This window comes from Salipiger pallidus, from assembly GCF_014643635.1.
GTDB classification, from domain to species: Bacteria; Pseudomonadota; Alphaproteobacteria; order Rhodobacterales; family Rhodobacteraceae; genus Salipiger; species Salipiger pallidus.
The window spans coordinates 13848-31240 of record NZ_BMJV01000011.1 but is presented as its reverse complement, the minus strand read 5'-3'; the positions used below and the strand labels follow the sequence as shown (position 1 = coordinate 31240).

The 17393-nt window shown below is 66.0% G+C and carries 14 protein-coding genes and 1 pseudogene; 7 read left to right on the top strand and 8 right to left on the bottom strand.

Translation table 11 applies throughout. The features are described 5' to 3' along the window. Positions 1-23: 23 nt before the first annotated feature. The 3 genes from IEX41_RS19430 to IEX41_RS19420 are packed head-to-tail and all read right to left on the bottom strand — an operon-like array spanning position 24 to position 3011. Positions 24-776 carry an ABC transporter ATP-binding protein gene (locus IEX41_RS19430; protein ID WP_188791989.1) on the bottom strand — a complete coding sequence of 251 codons (753 nt, stop codon included), beginning with the start codon at positions 774-776 and terminating at the stop codon, positions 24-26. Further along, positions 770-1831, bottom strand: coding sequence for a FecCD family ABC transporter permease (locus tag IEX41_RS19425; protein ID WP_188791988.1), 1062 nt, complete (start codon positions 1829-1831; stop codon positions 770-772). Before IEX41_RS19425 ends, IEX41_RS19430 begins: the two co-directional genes overlap by 7 nt. A 43-nt stretch (positions 1832-1874) precedes the next feature. Beyond that, positions 1875-3011, bottom strand: a complete 1137-nt coding sequence (locus IEX41_RS19420) for an ABC transporter substrate-binding protein (RefSeq protein ID WP_188791987.1) — start codon at positions 3009-3011, stop codon at positions 1875-1877. Between the two features lie 124 nt (positions 3012-3135). Here IEX41_RS19420 and IEX41_RS19415 point away from each other — a divergent pair, with 124 nt between their 5' ends. After that, positions 3136-3885, top strand: coding sequence for a class I SAM-dependent methyltransferase (locus tag IEX41_RS19415; protein ID WP_188791986.1), 750 nt, complete (start codon positions 3136-3138; stop codon positions 3883-3885). Here the strand turns inward: IEX41_RS19415 and IEX41_RS19410 are convergent. The 5 genes from IEX41_RS19410 to IEX41_RS19390 form a co-directional block, all read right to left on the bottom strand. Beyond that, positions 3866-4393, bottom strand: a complete 528-nt coding sequence (locus IEX41_RS19410) for a type 1 periplasmic-binding domain-containing protein (protein WP_188791985.1) — start codon at positions 4391-4393, stop codon at positions 3866-3868. The two genes, IEX41_RS19415 and IEX41_RS19410, sit on opposite strands and share 20 nt — an antisense overlap. A gap of 295 nt (positions 4394-4688) precedes the next feature. Further along, positions 4689-6779 carry a bifunctional sugar-binding transcriptional regulator/dihydroxyacetone kinase subunit DhaK gene (locus tag IEX41_RS19405; RefSeq protein ID WP_188791984.1) on the bottom strand — a complete coding sequence of 697 codons (2091 nt, stop codon included), beginning with the start codon at positions 6777-6779 and terminating at the stop codon, positions 4689-4691. Beyond that, positions 6776-7387 carry a DAK2 domain-containing protein gene (locus IEX41_RS19400; protein ID WP_188791983.1) on the bottom strand — a complete coding sequence of 204 codons (612 nt, stop codon included), beginning with the start codon at positions 7385-7387 and terminating at the stop codon, positions 6776-6778. Before IEX41_RS19400 ends, IEX41_RS19405 begins: the two co-directional genes overlap by 4 nt. 197 nt (positions 7388-7584) lie before the next feature. After that, a complete protein-coding gene (gene dhaL / locus IEX41_RS19395) occupies positions 7585-8217 on the bottom strand; it encodes a dihydroxyacetone kinase subunit DhaL (RefSeq protein WP_188791982.1) in 633 nt (210 codons plus the stop codon). Positions 8218-8229: 12 nt separating this feature from the next. Further along, positions 8230-9234, bottom strand: coding sequence for a dihydroxyacetone kinase subunit DhaK (locus tag IEX41_RS19390; protein WP_188791981.1), 1005 nt, complete (start codon positions 9232-9234; stop codon positions 8230-8232). A 254-nt stretch (positions 9235-9488) separates the two neighbouring features. On the opposite strand from IEX41_RS19390, the gene IEX41_RS19385 reads away from it, so the two are divergent. The 6 genes and pseudogenes from IEX41_RS19385 to IEX41_RS19355 all read left to right on the top strand — a co-directional run bounded on the left by IEX41_RS19385 (position 9489) and on the right by IEX41_RS19355 (position 17336). Continuing rightward, positions 9489-10499, top strand: coding sequence for an ABC transporter permease (locus IEX41_RS19385; protein WP_188791980.1), 1011 nt, complete (start codon positions 9489-9491; stop codon positions 10497-10499). Positions 10500-10580: 81 nt separating this feature from the next. Further along, the gene (locus tag IEX41_RS19380; protein WP_188791979.1) at positions 10581-11582 is read left to right on the top strand and encodes an autoinducer 2 ABC transporter substrate-binding protein; all 1002 of its coding nucleotides are present in this window, start codon (positions 10581-10583) and stop codon (positions 11580-11582) included. A gap of 75 nt (positions 11583-11657) precedes the next feature. Continuing rightward, on the top strand, positions 11658-13190 hold the full coding sequence (locus IEX41_RS19375; RefSeq protein WP_188791978.1) for a sugar ABC transporter ATP-binding protein: 1533 nt from the start codon (positions 11658-11660) through the stop codon (positions 13188-13190). A 12-nt stretch (positions 13191-13202) separates the two neighbouring features. Beyond that, positions 13203-14252 carry an ABC transporter permease gene (locus tag IEX41_RS19370; protein WP_188791977.1) on the top strand — a complete coding sequence of 350 codons (1050 nt, stop codon included), beginning with the start codon at positions 13203-13205 and terminating at the stop codon, positions 14250-14252. A gap of 761 nt (positions 14253-15013) precedes the next feature. Continuing rightward, positions 15014-16114, top strand: a pseudogene (locus IEX41_RS22050) (transposase). A gap of 334 nt (positions 16115-16448) precedes the next feature. Continuing rightward, positions 16449-17336, top strand: a complete 888-nt coding sequence (locus IEX41_RS19355; RefSeq protein WP_188791974.1) for a substrate-binding domain-containing protein — start codon at positions 16449-16451, stop codon at positions 17334-17336. Positions 17337-17393: the final 57 nt, after the last annotated feature.

The following is a 17393-nucleotide window of genomic DNA, read 5'->3' as shown; positions in this document are numbered from 1 at the left end:
CGCCAGGCCCGGTGCGCCGCGCATCACATAGCCGGGCCGTCCACGATCATCATGGGGCAACCTTGCGAGCAGCGCTCGACCCGGCTGTCGATACCATAGAGCTCCCGGATCAGCTCCGGTGTCAGCACCTCCAGCGTCGGGCCGGTGGCGATGATGCGCCCTCCTGCCAGGGCGATGGTCGTGGTGCAGGTGCGCATCACCTGGTTGAGGTCATGCAGGGCAAGCACCACCACGGCCCCGGTTTCGGCGGCATAGCGGCGCAGGGCCTCGAGGATTTCGAACTGGCGGTACAGGTCCAGCGCCGAGGTCGGTTCGTCCATCAGGACGATCTTCGGCCGAGATACCAGCGTCTGGGCAATCGATACCGACTGCCGCTGTCCCCCTGACAGCTCAGGCAGTTGGCGCTCGGCTAGTTGCGCAATGCCAAACCGGTGCAGCACGTCATCGACGGCGGCCAGTTCGGTTGCCGTCAGGCGCCAGCCGCCACCGCCCTGCTTGAGGGCAAGGATCACCGACTCGTAGACCGTCAGCGCCGCAGTCATCGCGGTGTCCTGAGGCATGTACCGGATATCGTGGGCTACGGCCTCGGACAGGCGAACCGAACCCGCTCCGCGCAGCTGGCCGGCCATGCGCCGGAAGAGCGTGGACTTGCCCGCTGCGTTCGCTCCGACCAGCGCAGTCAGTACGCCGCCTTGGATGGGTGGGGTCGATGCCTCGGCGATGATCTCGCGCCGACCATAGCGCGCGCCAAGCCCGTTCAATGCCAGGGTCACCATCCCTTGCGTCCTTTCGTCAGGATGAGCGCCACGAAAAAGGGCACGCCCACCAATGCGGTGATGATCCCGATAGGGAGCACTGCGCCTGGCAGCAGGGCCTTCGAGATCACCGATGTCGCTGACAAGATTACTGCGCCGGACAGCATCGCTCCGGGCAGGAAAAAGCGCTGGTCCTCACCCAGAAGCAGCCGCGCCACGTGCGGGCCCACGATGCCGATGAAGCCGATGGTGCCGACGAAGGACACAGGCACGGCGGCAAGAAGGGCAACGAGGAACAGCGCCTCGAGCCGCAGCCGTTTGACCGGCACGCCCATGGCGGCGGCACGGGTCTCACCCAGGCGGATCGCCGTAAGCGCCCAAGCGCGCCGCGCGAAGAGCGGTGCGCAGATGGCAAGGATGGCTGCCGTAAGCGCGACCTTGCCCCAGGTAGCCTTGGTAAGGCTGCCCATGGTCCAGAACACCACCGCCGAAAGGGCCTGCTCCGAGGCAAAATACTGCAGCAGCGCCAGGGCGGCGTTGAAGGTAAAGACCAACGCGATCCCAAGCAGAACGATCGTCTCGACCGTCACGCCGCGCATGGTCGACAGGCCGAAAATCAGAAGTGAGGCGGCCATGGCCATCGCGAAGGCATTGATCGGAACCATCAGTCCTACCGCCGCCGGGAAGACCGCCACCCCCAGGACCATCGCCAGTGCCGCGCCGAAGCTGGCCGCCGCCGAAAGCCCCAGCGTGAAGGGGCTGGCCAGCGGGTTGGCAAGGATCGTCTGCATCTGGGCCCCTGCCAGCGACAGGCTTGCGCCCACCGTCACCGCGAGCAGGGCCATGGGCATCCGGATGTCCCAGACCACCACGCGCATCTGAAGGTCTGCCGATCCCGGCACCAAGATGGTCCGCAGTACGTCCGGCAGCGCATAGCGCGCCGGGCCGAGCGACACGTCGGTCGCCACCGAAAGGATCAGCAGCGCCAACAGACCTGCAAGGATGAGAAGACGGCGTGCGACCAGTCCCCGGTAGTTCAGCGCCCGCGTGGCGGGCTGGGTGGTTACGCTTGACATGTGGGCCTCGTGTCGAGGGCGGCCCGGAGGCCGCCACCCGCCATCAGTTGGTTTCGGTATTGCCGAGGGAGACCCAGTAGCCCGGGCGGTAGTCGACGGGAAGGAAGCGTGCGTGCAGCTCTTCCAGCGTTGCTTCGGGATCGAGGTTGGGGAACAGCTCGGGGTGGATCCACTTGGCCAGCTGCTGGACGGCGACGAAGCTGTAGGGCGTGTTGTAGAACTGGTGCCAGATGGCATGGACCTGCCCGGTCTCGACGGCTTTCACACCGGTAAAGGCGGGCCGCTCCATCAGCGCTGCCAGCTTGCGGCGTGCCTCGTCTTCGTCCGAACCGGGGCCGACGCCGATCCAGTCGCCGCCAGGAACGTAGGCCTCCCAGTTGCCGCCGGTCGCGATGATCTGGTCCGGGTTCGAGGCGATGATCTGCTCGGCGTTCACAGTGCCGAAGGTGCCAGGGATGAAGGGCGAGGCCATGTTCTCGCCGCCCGCAAGCTCGACGAAGCGGCCAAAGTTGCCGTCACCGAAGGACATGCAGCAATCCTCGGAATAGCCTGCCGCACGCTCGACGAAGGTCAGGGGGCGCTCAAGATCGGACTGGGCGTCGATCACGTCGGTCACGAGGGCCATCTGCTCGGTGTAGAAGGTGTTGAACTCGGAGGCGCGGTCCTCCTTGCCGAACAGCTTACCGATGATCTCCATTGAGGCCGGGGTGTGCTCGAACGGCTTTTCGCGGAAATCGATGTAGACGATGGGGATGCCCACCTTGGCGAGCTTCTCCTCGTAGCCGGCTTCATCGGTGGCCTGCTTCGCTTCGAGGTTCATCAGCATGACGTCGGGCTGCAGGGACACTGCCTGCTCGATGTCGAAGGTGCCATCCTTGAAGCCGCCAAAGGTCGGGATGTCAGCCAGGTCGGGGAACTTCTCGGCATAGGCGTCGTAGCTTTCGGGCGAGGCCTGCTTCAGGTCATCGCGCCAGCCCACGACGCGGTCGAACGGAGCATCGCCGTCGAGCACGGAGGTAAAGAAGACCTGCCGCCCTTCGCCGAGGATCACGCGCTCGACCGGCGCGTCGACCGTGACCTCGCGACCGGCGATGTCGGTCAGGGTGATGGGGTCGGCTTGCGCAAGGCTGGCGGCGATCAGGCTCAGCGCGGAGGCGCCGAGAACGGAACGAAGGGTCATGGAATGGGTCCTCCTGGGGGTTGTCCGCGGCCCACTTACGATTGCCGACTTATTCAGTCAAGAATATAGATTGACAAGATCCCGGTCTCCGCCGAAGTCGGAAGGGCAAATACGGAGAGCCAGGATGACGCAAGTCCCCCCTTCCAACCGCGACCTGCGCGACGACATCCGCGAGTACTGGTCGGACCGTGCGGCGACCTTTGACAACGACCCGGGCCATCGTATCGCGGACGGTGCAGAGATGTCCGCCTGGCGGGCGCTCTTCACCCGTCACCTTGGCCTGGCCGAGGGGCGACGGCTGCTTGACCTTGCCTCCGGCACCGGGGAGATCGCGCGCCTGTGCCGGGACATGGGTTTCGCGGTCACCGGCCTCGACTGGGCGGAACCCATGCTGGATCGGGCGCGCGCCAAGCTACCCGGAGTGACGTTCCTGCAGGCCGATGCCGAGCGCACCATGCTGCCGGATGCGTCAACGGACGTGATCGTGACGCGCCACCTTGTCTGGACACTGGTCGACCCGGCAGCGGCCTTTGCAGAGTGGCACCGAATCCTCGCCCCCGGCGGCCAATTGCTGGTTGTGGACGGCGATTTCGTCTCGCGAAGCTGGCTGTCGCGGCTGGTCGGTAAAGTGGCGACGGCGCGGCCTCGACCCGGCTTCTCCCGGCATGCCGAGATCCTGTCGCGGGTTCATTTCGCGCATGGGGCCCGGGGGAGGGAGGTCGTGGCACTCCTGCGTGCGGCTGGGTTCGAGGATGTGCAGGTCGACACTGATCTCGGTGCGATTCACCGGGCGCAGGCGGTTCAGTTCGGCTGGCTGAAATCCGTGTTGCGCCGGTCGGAACACCGATATGCGATCAGCGCCCGCCGCAGGTGACTGAACCGGGTGACGGATGGCTTGTCCGGTTCCTGCGTGCGCTCTGCGTGCACTTGTGGATGACGGGCAGCAGGCCTGAACGCCGCACCGTCCGAAGCAAATCCTGCGGAGAGGCAGCCATTACAGGATGTGGGCGGGCGGAGACAGTCGAGGGGACGATCTCGGCGGCCTTCTTAGGGTCATCGGACTGGTCCTGCCCACCGAGGTAGTCGATGCCGTCGTAGGTCTCGAACCCGGCGGTGGGGGGCCGGGCCAGAGAGCTTGGCGGCTGAATGACCACGAGCATCTCGTCTCCACGGCCGAAGAATTCGGCCATGACATTGGCCACCGTGCTGCCGCCTCCCTTGTTGTCTGTAAGCACCTCGGTCTCGTCGAAATTGCTGCCGACGACGATTTGGTTCACGGTGATGAAACGGGTGGCCCGTTCGGCCAGCTCACGCATTGGCTGGACCAGCACCTGCATGTCCGTGGGCACGACGGCGGCCACGTCGGGGGCGGTGGCGGTCACCGCATCCACCGTGATCTGGCTGTCGGCGGCGAACTGGTCACCGGCAGAGAACGAGTTCTTCGGCGCGGGGCATGGCGCTGCATCGCAGCGCCTGGTAAAACGGAGCGCCCAAGGTGCCGAGCACCAGTGACCCGGAGCCCACGTCCTGCGCCTGCGCCTGCAGAGCCGTGCCAAGGCTTGCGGCCGAGGCCAGAGGGGCTGCGGTCAGGACCAGTGATGCCCTCGTTGGCCGTGGTTCCGGCGATAGCGCTATTGCAGGCCTGAAAGAGGGTGCCCCCATCTTTGCTTTTCAGCCTCAGCCAACGCGGAAGGCGAAGCCGTCGCAGGGGGCCAGCAGCAGGTCTTCGAGCTGCTCGTCCAGGACGATCACGGAGACCGAAGCCCCATCCATGTCGAGCGACGTGCAGTATGGGCCGAGCCAGGTCCGCACGATCTCGACCCCGCGTGCGGCAAGACGCTGGTGCACCCGTCGGTTCAGGATACCCAGCTCCATCATCGGCGTGCCGCCAAGAGCGTTGACCAATAGCCCGATGCGGCTGCCGGGACAAAGCCCGGCCTCGGAAAACAGTCCGTCCATGATGCGGTCGGCGATGTCGTCCGCGCTCATCATCAGAGCGCGCTGCACGCCCGGCTCGCCGTGGATGCCGACGCCGATCTCGATTTCGTCCGCGCCAAGCTCGAACGAGGGGCGGCGTGTCTCGGGCAGGGATCCTGCCGTGAGGCCGACGCTCATTGTGAAAGTGGCCGCGTTGGCCTTTTGCGTGATCCGCTCGCAATCTTCGAGCGGCAGCATCCGGTCGCAGGCGGCCCCGGCGATCTTGAAGATGAAAACGTTGCCCGCGGTGCCGCGCCGACCGTCCCGGTCGGACGCGGGCGAGTAGGCGATGTCGTCAGTGGTCACCACGGTGCGCACCTCGATGCCCATCGCGGAGGCCAGCTCTCCGGCCATTTCGAAGTTCATCACGTCACCCGAGTAGTTGCCGAAGACATGCAGAACGCCCGCGCCGGACGATGCCGCGCGGCAGCAGGCGAGGATTCGGTCGGGCGGAGGTGCGGCAAAGATGTTGCCCACCGCCACCGCGTCGGCGAGGCCCGGTCCAACGTAGCCCAGGAAAAGTGGCTCGTGTCCGGCACCGCCGCCGATCACCAGCCCGACCTTGCCCTCGGGGGCGGGCGTGGCGCGGCGGATGGCCCGGAACGAGCCGTCGATGCGGGCAATGTGGCCCGGGTGGGCCCGCAGCAGCCCCTCCATCGCCTCGTCGACCGCGGCGCGCGGGTCGTTGAGCAACTTCTTGACAAAAGGGGGTGGGGCGGGGGTTCCGACCGCCGGCGCAGGCTCGGGCGTAGGCGAGGACGGCGGCCGGCGCGACAGGCTCTGGCGCTGCACCTCGGCGCCGTCGGCGCGCAGGATGCCCTCGGCGGTGTCGGCGTCGGTGACCAGGACGTTGATGTAGCCGCCGCGCAACGCCGCCAGCAGGGCGGGCACCTTGTCGAACCCTCCGGAGACGCCAATGCGGGTGCGCACTTGGCGCAGGGCCTCGAGCGGCAGGCCGATGGTGCGCCCGTCAAGCGGGCCGATCACTGGCGTGCCCTGCGCGTCGATGAACCGCCCCACCAGCGAGCCCACCGCATCGCGGTAATGGTCGTGCTGTTCGAGCGCGTTGGCGAAGAAGCCGCTGGTGTGGATGGTGGAGTTGGGCCGCAGCGAGGACACGCCCAGCACGATCATGTCGAGTTCGGACAGGGACTGCATCTGCTCGCGCAGAACAGGTTCCTGCAGCAGCAGGTCACGCACCTGCGGCTGCGAGACGATGCAGGGCGCGGAGATCGGAACGACCTGCGCCGAGAGCGCCTCGGACAGGCGGGTGGCGACGGCCTCAGGGGTGTAGGGGATGGCGGCGGTGGTGCCGCCGGTGGCCTGCACCACGCGCAGGTCGGCAAGATGCTGCGGCGGCACGGCGGCGGCAACGGCCAGCATGGTCCGGCCCCAGGCGATCCCCACGGTCTGGGCCGGGCGCAGGTGCCAGCCCAGCGTGCGGGCCCCGGCATCGCCGAGCCGGTCGATCAGGCTGCGCTCGCCGCCCTCGGTGGGCACCACGAGGCAATCGCGCAGGCCGAAATGGTCGACCATCTGCTGTGCCAGCGACAGGCTGCGCAGCCTGTCCACCGCGATGGAGATATTGACGATGCCGCGCTCGCGCGCTTCGGACAGATAGGTGATCACCGTGGGGCGCGACAGGCCCATGGTGGCGGCAATCTCACTCTGGGTCATGCCCTCTTCGTAATAGAGCCAGGCGGCCCAGAGCAGGGGATCGTCGCCGAACTTCAGCGGCGCGCGCTTGCTGGCGTCAGGAGCGCCGGACCGTTTCGCGCGGCTCTCGCTCATGCGCTGTCGCCTTCGCCGCCCAAGGTGTTTGACAGGGCCTCAAGGATCACTAGCGCCGAGCGCGCTCCGGGGTCGATGCGGCCCAGCGTGCGGCTGCCGAGCCGCGCTGCGCGGCCTTTGGCTGCGACCATTGTCCGTGTCGCCTCGAGCCCGGCCCCGGCGGCCTCGAGCACCTCGGGCATGCTGCCCGAGGCGGCGCAGCGCGCTGCGGGGAGCCAGACATCACGCATGGTGCAATCGCCGGGCTGGGCATTGCCGCGACGGGCGATGCCGTCGTCAAAGGCCGCGATGAGCGTGGGGGCCGGGATGCTGTCCGGGCCACTGCGCCCGGCGGCCTCGATAAAGGCGGTGGCATAGAGCGGGCCAACCGTCGCCCCGACCGCGCTCAGGAACCGCTGCCCGGCGGCGCGCAAGGCGCCGGGCAGGTCGTCGCCCTCGGTCTCGAAACCGGTGGCGGCGGCGGAGAAGCCGTCGGCCATGGAGGCCCCATGATCGCCGTCGCCGACCTCGCCGTCGAGGGTGCTTAGCTCGGTGCGGCACTCTTCCAGCCGCTGGGCGGCGCGTTTCAGGAAAGCGGCCATCGCCGCCCGGTCGAGGTCTTGGGTCATCCGCTCTTCTCCGCTTGCGACGGCGACAGTGGCGTCGGGGGCGCGGCAATGCAACGGCTCTCTGCCGGGCGTCGGCCTGGGTCGGGGCGGCAGCGTGGCCGCCCCCAGGGTCGTCAGGTGTGCATTTTCAGGACCGCGTTGTCAGGCCCATGTCGTAAGGCCCTGGTGGTCGGACCAGCGCCTTCAGGCCGCCCCCCTCAGGAAAGCCGAGCCTCGATGGCGTCGGCAAGGGTCACGAGGATCAGCGCGCAGGAGGTGGCGCCTGCATCCTGCACCCCGCGCGACCGTTCGCCCAGCCGGCTGGCGCGGCCGATCTGCGCGATCATGTCAACGGTGGCATCACGGCCGTCTTCGGCCGCCTTGCGCACCGCGACGAGTGTTTCGGGGAAGCCCTTTGCGGCATTCTCCTCGGCGGCGGTCACGGCGGGGCAGAGCGCATCGAGAAGGCACTTGTCGCCCGGGCGCGCCTCGCCGATGGCCATGACGCCCTCGGCACCGGCGGCCAGCATCGCGGCGAAGGTGGGGGCGTCGATACGCTCCTTGCCGGCGACCACGTCTGCCATGTCCGAGAAGAACATGCCGTAGAGCGGCCCCATCGAGCCGCCGATCTCGCCCATCAGCACGTCGGTGACGGTGGCGAAGGCCGCATCCAGCGTGTCCCCGTCGGAGATCCGCTCGGCGGCGCGGCCAAAGCCCTTGGCCATGTTGTTACCGTGGTCACCGTCGCCGATCTTGCCGTCGATCTCGGACAGCCAAGCGCGGTTCTCGACCACTGCCGCCGCCACCTTGCGCACCATAGCGCCCGAACCTGCGTTCTCGAAACTTGCCATCTTCGGTCCTCCTCAGCCTTTCACGGCCATGCCGGGGGCGCTGGCGGGTGCGTCGATCAGCGCCTCCAGTTCGTCGTCCAGCTTCATCACGGTCAGCGTCACGCCCATCATCTCGAGCGAGGTGAAATAATTGCCCACGAAGGGGCGGTGCACGGAAATACCTTTTTCCTCCAGCCCCTTGGCCACCCGATCGTAGACCACGTAAAGCTCATTGATCGGTGTTGCGCCAAGCCCCGAGAGCAGCACGCAGACCCGGTCGCCCGACGCGAGGTCGTGGTCGTCGAGCACGATCTTCAGCATCCGGTCCGCCACCGCGTCGGCGGATTCGAGATCGGCCACTTCGGTTCCAGGCTCGCCGTGGTGGCCGATGCCGACCTCCATCTTGCCGCCGGGGATGTCGAAATTGGGCTTGCCGTTGGCGGGAAGGGTGCAGGGCGCCAGGCCGACCCCGACCGAGCGGGTGGCGTCGATCGCCTTCTGGGCGGTGGCTTGCACCTCCGTCAGCGAAGCGCCCGTAGCCGCCTTGGCCCCGCCCACCTTCCACATCAGGATCTCACCCGCGACGCCGCGCCGCTTGGCGCGCTCATCAATGGGTGCCGAGCAGACATCGTCGTTGGCGACTACGGTGAGCACCTCGATGCCCTCCTTGGCAGCCATGCGTGCGGCCATCTTCACGTTCATGTTGTCGCCGGCATAGTTGCCGTAGAGCACCGCCACGCCTGCGCCGCCATCGGCTGCACGGATGGCTTCGAGGAACGCCTTGGCGGTGGGGGACGAGAACAGTTCGCCCACGGCAACCGCGTCGACCATGCGCTCTCCCGCATAGCCCATGAAGGCAGGCTCATGGCCCGATCCGCCGCCCGTCACGATGCCGACCCGGCCCGTTTCGCCACAGCCCTTCGCCAGCACGACGCGCGGATTGTCCGGCGACAGCGTCACATGGTCGGCATGTGCCCGGACGAATCCAGAGACGGTTTCGTCCACGATATCATCGGGATCGTTGAACAGTCGTTGCATGAAATCTCCTCCTTGTCGCGCCGTTTAGCCAGCACGGTCCCGGCGGAATTCCATGCGCGGGACCGCCGCCCTTCCTCTTTCATTTCCGACAGATGGCTGGGCTGTCAACCGAAATCGCGTGGCTATTTTTACAAAACAAACATTGGCGTTGACAAAAGTGGAAATGCGCGCTTCCTTGTGGGCGAGGAGACGCGGACCTGCGATTGGGGCCGCGACGAAAGCGGTCCGTGACCGGCCGCAGGAGGAGGATCGTCATGAAAGCCGGACGCATGGATGCGCAGCTGGTGTTCCTTGTGGGCATCAACGCGGCAATCGTCGTGGCCGCCATGGCTCTGGTCGGCGATCGCTTCATGTCACTCTACAACTTCCAGTCGATGGGCACGCAGGTGCCAGAGCTCGGCCTGCTGGCGCTCGGCGTCATGCTGGCAATGGTGTCGGGCAATGGCGGCATCGACCTGTCGGGCATCGCACTGGCGAACCTGTCGGGGGTGGTGGCCTTCTTGCTGGCGCCGGGCCTTTTCGATGCGTCCGACGCCCCGGTGGCCTTCTTCGCCATGTTCTCGGTCATCGCGCTGCTGACTGGCGTGCTGGGCGGGGCGCTAAATGGCGCGCTTATCGGCTTTGCCGGTATGACGCCAATCATCGCGACGCTGGGAACCCAGTTGCTGTTCACCGGCATCGCGGTGGGGCTCACCGGCGGTTCGGCGCTGCAGCTGGGCTATGTGCCGGTGATCGACGACTTCGGCAACATGCCCTGGATGGGCGTGCCGCGCACCTTCGCGATCTTCGTGATCATCGCGCTTGCACTGGCGGCGATGCTGCGGTTCTCGCGCTTCGGCATCCACCTGTTCCTGATGGGGTCCAATCCCAAGGCGGCGCGCTTTGCTGGCATCCGGGTCGGCGCGATGTTGTTCCGCACCTACCTGCTGGCGGGGGTGCTCGCGTCGGTCGCGGGCATCATCATCGCGGCGCGGACCTCGTCAATCAAATGGGATTACGGCAGCTCCTACGTGCTGGTGGCCATCCTCATCGCCGTGATGGCTGGGGTGCGCCCCGAGGGCGGGTATGGCCGGGTGGTCTGCGTCGTGCTCTCGGCGATCGCGCTGCAGATCCTGTCGAGCCTGTTCAACTTCATGCAGATCTCCAACTTCTTCCGTGATTGCGCCTGGGGTCTGCTGCTTTTGCTGTTCCTGGCCAACGCGCGGCTGGACTGGGGGCACTACACCAGCGCCGTGCTGCGCCGACACCCGGCGACGACCGGCTGACACGACCCCGGCGTGCGCGGCCCCGACGCACGGCACCGGCAACGCTCTGGGGCAAAACGGAATACCGGAGGAGGAAACATCATGACATTCAGGAAACCGATGCTGAGCGCACTTGCCACGTCCGTGGCGGTGCTGGGCCTCGCGGGCGCCGCGCAGGCACAGGACAAGGAAATCGTCACTGTGGTCAAGGTCACGGGCGAGAACTGGTTCACCCGCATGGAAGAGGGCGTCAACGCCTACAACGAAGAGACCGACGGCATTGCCGCCCGTCAGGTGGGCCCGGGCCGTGCGGACGCGGCACAGCAGGCCGCCATCGTGCAGGATCTCATCGCGCAGGGTGTCGACGCGCTGGCCATCGTGCCGATGGACCCCTCAACGCTGGAAGGCGTGCTGCGCCGGGCGCAGGGGCGGGGGATCACCGTGATCACCCACGAAGCCGACAACATGCAGAACACGCAACTTGACCTCGAGGCCTTCGACAATGCCGAGTTCGGCGCACACTTCGCCGAGGACATCGCAGAATGCATGGGCGAGAGTGGCAAGTGGACTTCGTTCGTGGGCTCTCTCGGCTCGCTGACCCACGTGCAATGGGCTGATGGTGGTGAGGAATACATGTCGCAGTTCCCGGACATGGAGCTGGTCTCGCCCAAGAACGAGAGCTTCAACGACGCCAACCGCGCCTACGAGCTGGCCAAGGAGATCCTGCGCAGCCATCCCGACATCAAGGGCTTCCAAGGTGGTTCGGCCATCGATGTGATCGGCATCGGCCGCGCGGTCGAGGAAGCAGGGCTCGAGGATGAGACCTGTGTCTATGGCCTCGGCCTTCCCAAGGACAGCTCGGCCTATCTCGAGAGCGGTGCCGTCGACGGCATCGCCTTCTGGGATCCCAAGGATGCCGGCTACGTCATGAACATCCTGGCCCACAAGGTGCTGAACGGTGAAGAGATCGCCACCGGCGACGATCTCGGCGTGCCGGGCTATACCAACGTGACCGTCAGCGATGGCCCCGGCGATGGCAAGATCGTCCGTGGCCAGGCCTGGGTCGACGTGACCAAGGACAACTGGTCCGACTTCCCGTTCTGATCCGATACTGAAAGGGCAGGGGCGCTGCGCGCCGCTGCCCGACCTCGCCTGCCGCCCCCTCCCAGGAGCCGAGACATGACCGCTGCCTTTCTCGAAACCCGCGACCTGCACAAGCGCTACGGCGGCGTGCACGCGCTGAAGGGTGTCAGCCTCCACATCGAGCGCGGGCAGTTCTACCACCTCCTTGGCGAGAACGGCTGCGGCAAATCCACGCTCATCAAGATCATCTCCGGCGCCCAGCCCGCCACCTCTGGGCAAGTGCTGATCGAGGGGCGCGACATGACCGGCCTCGACCCGATCCAGGCGCTGGATGCGGGGATCGAAACGGTCTACCAGGATCTGTCATTGTTGCCGAACCTCACGGTGGCTGAGAACATCGGCCTCTCCGAGCAGCTGGTCGAGGGGCACGGCGGGCTGTTCCGCCGGCTTGACCGGGAGCGGGTGACCACGACGGCGCAGCGCGCGCTGGAGATCGTCGGCCTGCCCGCCGACCGCGCCTTCCTGAGCCGTCCCATCGACACGCTGCCCATCGCGCTGCGCCAACTTGTCGCCATCGCCCGTGCTGTGGCCAGCGAGGCAGGGCTGGTGATCATGGATGAGCCGACCACCTCCCTCACCCGGCGCGAGGTCGACAATCTCATCCGCACGGTGCGCCGCCTTCAGGAGAACGGGGCCGCCGTGCTCTTCGTGACTCACAAGCTTGACGAGGCGCGCGAGATGGGCGGCACCGGCCTTGTCATGCGCGACGGCGAGCTGGTGCAGACCGTGGACGTTGGCACCGCCACCAATGCCGAGATCGGCTACTGGATGACGGGCCGCGAGCTGGAACAGGGCCGCTACCGCGCGTCAGCCAAGGGTGACGTGATGCCGCTGCTCGATGTGCAGGGCCTGTCGCTGCCGGGCCACTACACGGACCTGTCGCTGCAGGTGGGCGCGGGTGAGATCCTTGGACTGACCGGCCTTGCGGACTCGGGCCGCAATGAGTTTGCGCTGAGCCTCGCCGGCCTCGCCCCGCCCGAGGCGGGCACGGTGACGCTTGCGGGCGCGCCGCTCGACGTGTCGGCCCCGCACCGCGCCATTGAGGCGGGGGTGGCCTATGTGCCCGAGGACCGGCTGACCGAGGGCCTGTTCCTCGAAAAACCGATTTCCGAGAACATTACCATGTCGATCCTCGAGCGGCTCAAGGGTGCGTTGGGGCTGGTGGACCGTGGCCGGGCCCGCGCCCGGGCGCAGCAAACGCTGGATGATCTGGCCATCGTGGCAAGCGACGTCGAGGCACCGGTCTCGTCCCTGTCGGGGGGCAACCAGCAGCGGGTGCTCATTGGACGCTGGCTCGCGACCGAGCCGCGCCTGCTGATCCTGCACGGTCCCACCGTGGGTGTCGACGTCGGTTCCAAGGACACGATCTTCCGCATTATCCAGGCGCAAGCCGAAGCGGGCATGGGCATCATCATCGTCTCGGACGACCTGCCTGAGCTTTTGCAGAACTGCGACCGCATCGCAGTGATGCGCGAGGGCCGCATCCACGAGACCCACGACGCCGAGGCGCTGGACGAAGACACGCTCTACACCGCCATCGCGGGCGCCCATGCGCTGGCCGTGGCGTAAGGACCCCCGGACATGACCACAACCAACACCGAGACTTCCCACGCCGCCGATCCCGCGCAGGGTCCGTCCGCAAGCCGCCGCTTCTGGACATGGTCGGCGCAGCATCCGACCATCTTCCCTGCGGTGCTGATCGTGCTGACCTGCCTCGTGGTGGGGGCGATCAACACCGACTTCTGGCAGCTTGCCAACCTCTTCGACATTCTGCGCGCCTCTGTGGTGCGGGGTCTGTTCGCACTCGGGGTGCTGGTGGTGCTGGCCTCGGGAGGGCTCGACGTGTCGTTCACCGCCATCGGGGCACTGGTCATGTACACGCTGACGCTGTTCGTGGTGAACGTGGCGCCAGAGCTTGGCATGGCGCCGATCCTTGCGCTGGCGGCCGTGGCCGGGGCAGGGCTCGGGGCGATCAACGGGCTGCTGGTCAACGTCCTGAAAGCGCCGGCGCTGATTGTCACTATCGGTACACAATACGCCTTTCGCGGCTTCCTGCTGACCTTCATCGGCACCGCGCTTTTCATGAACATTCCCGCCGCGATGGACGGCTTTGGACGGCTTACGCTGATTTCGGTCACCACCGAGCGTGGCTTGGCAGTGGAACTGCCGGTCTACTTCCTCGTGCTGGTGGTAGCGGCGCTGCTGACGTGGTGGATGCTGAACTTCACCATGATCGGCCGCGCGATCTTCGCGGTGGGCGGCAAGCCCGACATCGCGGCGCGGCTGGGCTACCGGGTGGGCCGGGTGAGGGTCTTTGCCTTTGCCTTCGCCGGTCTGCTGGCGGGACTGGCGGGGGTGATACACGTCACCGCCAACCGCCTTGCCAACCCCTTCGATCTCGCGGGCACTGAGCTGCCGGTCATCGCAGCGGTGGTCCTCGGCGGCGCCCGTATCACCGGCGGGTCGGGCACGGTGCAGGGCACGCTGCTGGGCGTGCTGCTCATCACGCTGGTCAGCAACGTGCTGATCCTCGTAGGCATCCCGAGCAGTTGGCAGACGGCGATCCTTGGCGGCTTCATTCTCGTGGCCGGCTTGTTCTTTGCCCGGCTCGACAAGGTGCGCGCGACCTGACCCATCCTGCCGTCGCCGGGCAGTCACCAACATAGCAAGCGGTGGCGGACTGTTGTCCACAGACCTATTTGTGGATTGGCGTCGCCGCCGGCGATGCCGCGGCTGGTACCAAGCTCGATCTGCCGCCCGCCGTGCACCGTCAGGACCCGCGAGGCCGCCACCGCGTAGGCAGGGTCTCGGTCCAAGGGGGGGCGCTGAGGCTGCAGGATGCTGATCGGATCCGCCTCGAGCTTGGCTTCGCTTAGGTGACCAAGGCCACACCGCCCATAGTTGCGGCGCGAACCTTTGGCGGGACCCTGGTACCAGGTGCGGCCGATGCGCTGATCGCGGTCTGCGCCGTCGCAAGGCTGCCGTGGCCGCGCAGACCGCTGCACAGGTCGAAGAGCTGCCTGCTGTTCGACCTGTGGCTTGTGCCGATCCTCAGAGTCCAATCGCTGCGTTCGTTTCTGCCGGGAATTTGCGGGCCGGTACTGCACCTCCCCGGCACTGCACAGTCCTTGGCGTCGCCCAGGGTCTTCGGGCTGTTGAGAGCCGGATATGGGCCCAGGTCGCTATAGCCACCATCATACGGCCTTGTGCATTCGGAAGGCAGGCCGATGATGGGCTCTGAGGCGCGACGGACCATGAAAAGTGTCAATCGGAGGGTTGAATTATAATTCATAATCCTCATTACGCGGCAACCATGGCGGCAGGGGTGCGCGCTACCCTCAAGTGCGACTCCCCTTAGAAAACAGATGGTTATCTAATGGAGAGAGTCTACCATTGGAGCGATTTGCGCGCAACTGAGCGTCATGGACCGTGTCCAGATCGAACGCTGGAAGCTGGCAAAGTCCCCTGTCCGGGAGATGGCGCGCGTGTTGCCTCGCTCGAAAGCCACTATCATCGCAAGGCCAAACGAAACTGGTTCAGCGATGAGTGCCTGCCGGGCTATGATGGCTACTACGGCGCCGCTGCGCATCACCGAGCCAACAGTCGGGGCGCCCGCCAGCGCAAGCTGATCCGGCATCCTTAGCTTCGAAATCAGGTGGTCGAGCGGATCAAGAACGGCCCCCTCTCGGCAGTATGCTGCGCACGCGCCTGCCGGTCGACGGGACGCCCGAGCAAATCGGCAACCGGCTGGTCCACGAAGGTGTGACGCTCCGGGTCTGCCAGGAAACGATCTACCACTACATCTACTTGAAGGAAGGCATGGCGCAGGAGCTTTTGTGGTACCTACCCGAATACTGAAAGGCCCGCCAACCACATCGCGCCCGCAAGCGCCGCGCTGAAAATCGACCGTGATGTCAGTATCCTCTTCCGCCCGGATGATGTCGCACACCGCGGGGAATTTGGACACTGGGAGGCTGATTTAATGCTGCTCAATCAATCCAGGTCAGACCAACGTCACTTCTCTGGTCAAACGTGTCGTGCTGCTGAAGAACGCCAACAGGCGCGCAAAACCGGTCATGCACTGCCCGGCAGGCGGTTGCGTCGTGCTAGAGCATGACGCAATCTGCCGAGAGGGACATAGTTCGTGAAGGCGGTTCGGGATCTGAACTGGCGGGCCACAGATCCCTCACCTTCGACCGCGGCACGGAGTTCGTATCATGGCCGCACCTGCAGGCATAGCTAGGAACCCAGACCTGGGTCTGCGACCCCTCCTCGTCTTGGCAGACAGGCACAGCCCTGAACACCAACCGCCAACTTGGTCACTGGCTTCCAAGGCAGCGCGACGTCGCGGCCACGACCGAGCTCGAGCTGAAGCAACTCTGCGACCAGCTCAACAACGCGCCTCGCAAATGTCTCGGATGGCGGCACCGGCCGAGCTCTTCCTCGAAATGATGGTGGGGGAAAGGGGCCGACGCCCCTACCGTCGCAGGTAATGGGTGCGCGCGCTTCAAGTAGTGCGCACATCGGGTGGTCCTGTAGGTGGGGGCGGGTCTGCTCATTCAGATCTGCTGCCATTCGGGGTTCACGAGGGGGATCTCTCACGCGATTTGTGCACAAGAGCTGGGGTAGGAGCTGAGCATCCTGTCAGCGGATTGGCGCTCCGAGGTCATACCAAATCGTAGCTCATGAGTGGGATCCCGTTTCTGCCTGAAGAAAATCCCGTCTCTATAGTTTACTCAAGTAAAATTATATTATACTCGAGTACACATCGGAGGGGACTCCGCCCGCATTTCATGGGCGCGTCCATATGTTCTGGGAGGAACAACCATGAAGACCATCACCCGCAATCTCCTTGCGTCGACGACGCTAGCGCTTCTGGCGGCAACCGGCGCATCGGCCGAGGGTATCGGCGCGTCGCTACTGACCCAGCAGCACCCGTTCTACATCGAGATCAACAACGCCATGGTGGCCGAGGCCGAGGCCAGAGACGTTCCGCTCGAGGTGTCCATCGCGAACCAGGACCTGTCCAAGCAGCTGGCGGACGTCGAGGATTTCATCGTCAAAGGTGTCGACGTGCTGGTAATCTCGCCGGTTGATAGCCAGGGCGCTCTGCCCGCGATCATGAAGGCCAAGGCCGCCGGGATCGAGGTCATCACCGTGGACGTGCCCGCGACGGGCGTGGACGTGACCTCCTACATCGGCACCGACAACTACGCCGGCGGCGTGCAAGCGGCAAAGTTGATGGGCGAACAGCTGGGCGGTGAAGGCCAGGTGGCAATCATCGACTATCCCACCGTGCAATCGGTCGTGGCCCGCATCGACGGCTTCAAGAAGGGGCTCGAAGAGTTCCCCGGTATCGAGATCGTCGCACAGCAGACCGGCATCACCCGCGCCGAGGCGCTTGCGGCGGCGCAGAACATGCTGCAGGCCAACCCCGAGATCGACGGCATCTTCGGCTTCGGTGACGATGCCGCCCTCGCCGCCGCCGTGGCGGTGAAAAGCGCAGGGCTCGCCGAGCAGGTCAAGGTCATCGGCTTTGACGGCATGGAAGAGGCGCGGAACGCGGTCGACAGCGATCCCGTGATGATCGGCGTGATCCAGCAGTTCCCCGACCAGATGGGCAAGATGGCGGTCGACACCGCGCTTGCCATCATGGACGGCGAAGAGGTTCCCGCCGAGCAGCCCATCGTTCCGGGCGTCTACACCGGGCAATAAGCCTTTGGGGCCGGCGGTATATCAGCTGCCGGTCCCACCCCGCCCGCGCGGCGGGCC

What these genes read in the sequence shown, in the direction of transcription:
- IEX41_RS19430 (WP_188791989.1), bottom strand. Translation starts at nt 776, where the DNA reads ATGGTGACCCTGGCATTGAACGGGCTTGGCGCGCGCTATGGTCGGCGC.
- IEX41_RS19425 (WP_188791988.1), bottom strand. Translation starts at nt 1,831, where the DNA reads ATGTCAAGCGTAACCACCCAGCCCGCCACGCGGGCGCTGAACTACCGG.
- IEX41_RS19420 (WP_188791987.1), bottom strand. Translation starts at nt 3,011, where the DNA reads ATGACCCTTCGTTCCGTTCTCGGCGCCTCCGCGCTGAGCCTGATCGCC.
- IEX41_RS19415 (WP_188791986.1), top strand. Translation starts at nt 3,136, where the DNA reads ATGACGCAAGTCCCCCCTTCCAACCGCGACCTGCGCGACGACATCCGC.
- IEX41_RS19405 (WP_188791984.1), bottom strand. Translation starts at nt 6,779, where the DNA reads ATGAGCGAGAGCCGCGCGAAACGGTCCGGCGCTCCTGACGCCAGCAAG.
- IEX41_RS19400 (WP_188791983.1), bottom strand. Translation starts at nt 7,387, where the DNA reads ATGACCCAAGACCTCGACCGGGCGGCGATGGCCGCTTTCCTGAAACGC.
- dhaL (WP_188791982.1), bottom strand. Translation starts at nt 8,217, where the DNA reads ATGGCAAGTTTCGAGAACGCAGGTTCGGGCGCTATGGTGCGCAAGGTG.
- IEX41_RS19390 (WP_188791981.1), bottom strand. Translation starts at nt 9,234, where the DNA reads ATGCAACGACTGTTCAACGATCCCGATGATATCGTGGACGAAACCGTC.
- IEX41_RS19385 (WP_188791980.1), top strand. Translation starts at nt 9,489, where the DNA reads ATGAAAGCCGGACGCATGGATGCGCAGCTGGTGTTCCTTGTGGGCATC.
- IEX41_RS19380 (WP_188791979.1), top strand. Translation starts at nt 10,581, where the DNA reads ATGACATTCAGGAAACCGATGCTGAGCGCACTTGCCACGTCCGTGGCG.
- IEX41_RS19375 (WP_188791978.1), top strand. Translation starts at nt 11,658, where the DNA reads ATGACCGCTGCCTTTCTCGAAACCCGCGACCTGCACAAGCGCTACGGC.
- IEX41_RS19370 (WP_188791977.1), top strand. Translation starts at nt 13,203, where the DNA reads ATGACCACAACCAACACCGAGACTTCCCACGCCGCCGATCCCGCGCAG.
- IEX41_RS19355 (WP_188791974.1), top strand. Translation starts at nt 16,449, where the DNA reads ATGAAGACCATCACCCGCAATCTCCTTGCGTCGACGACGCTAGCGCTT.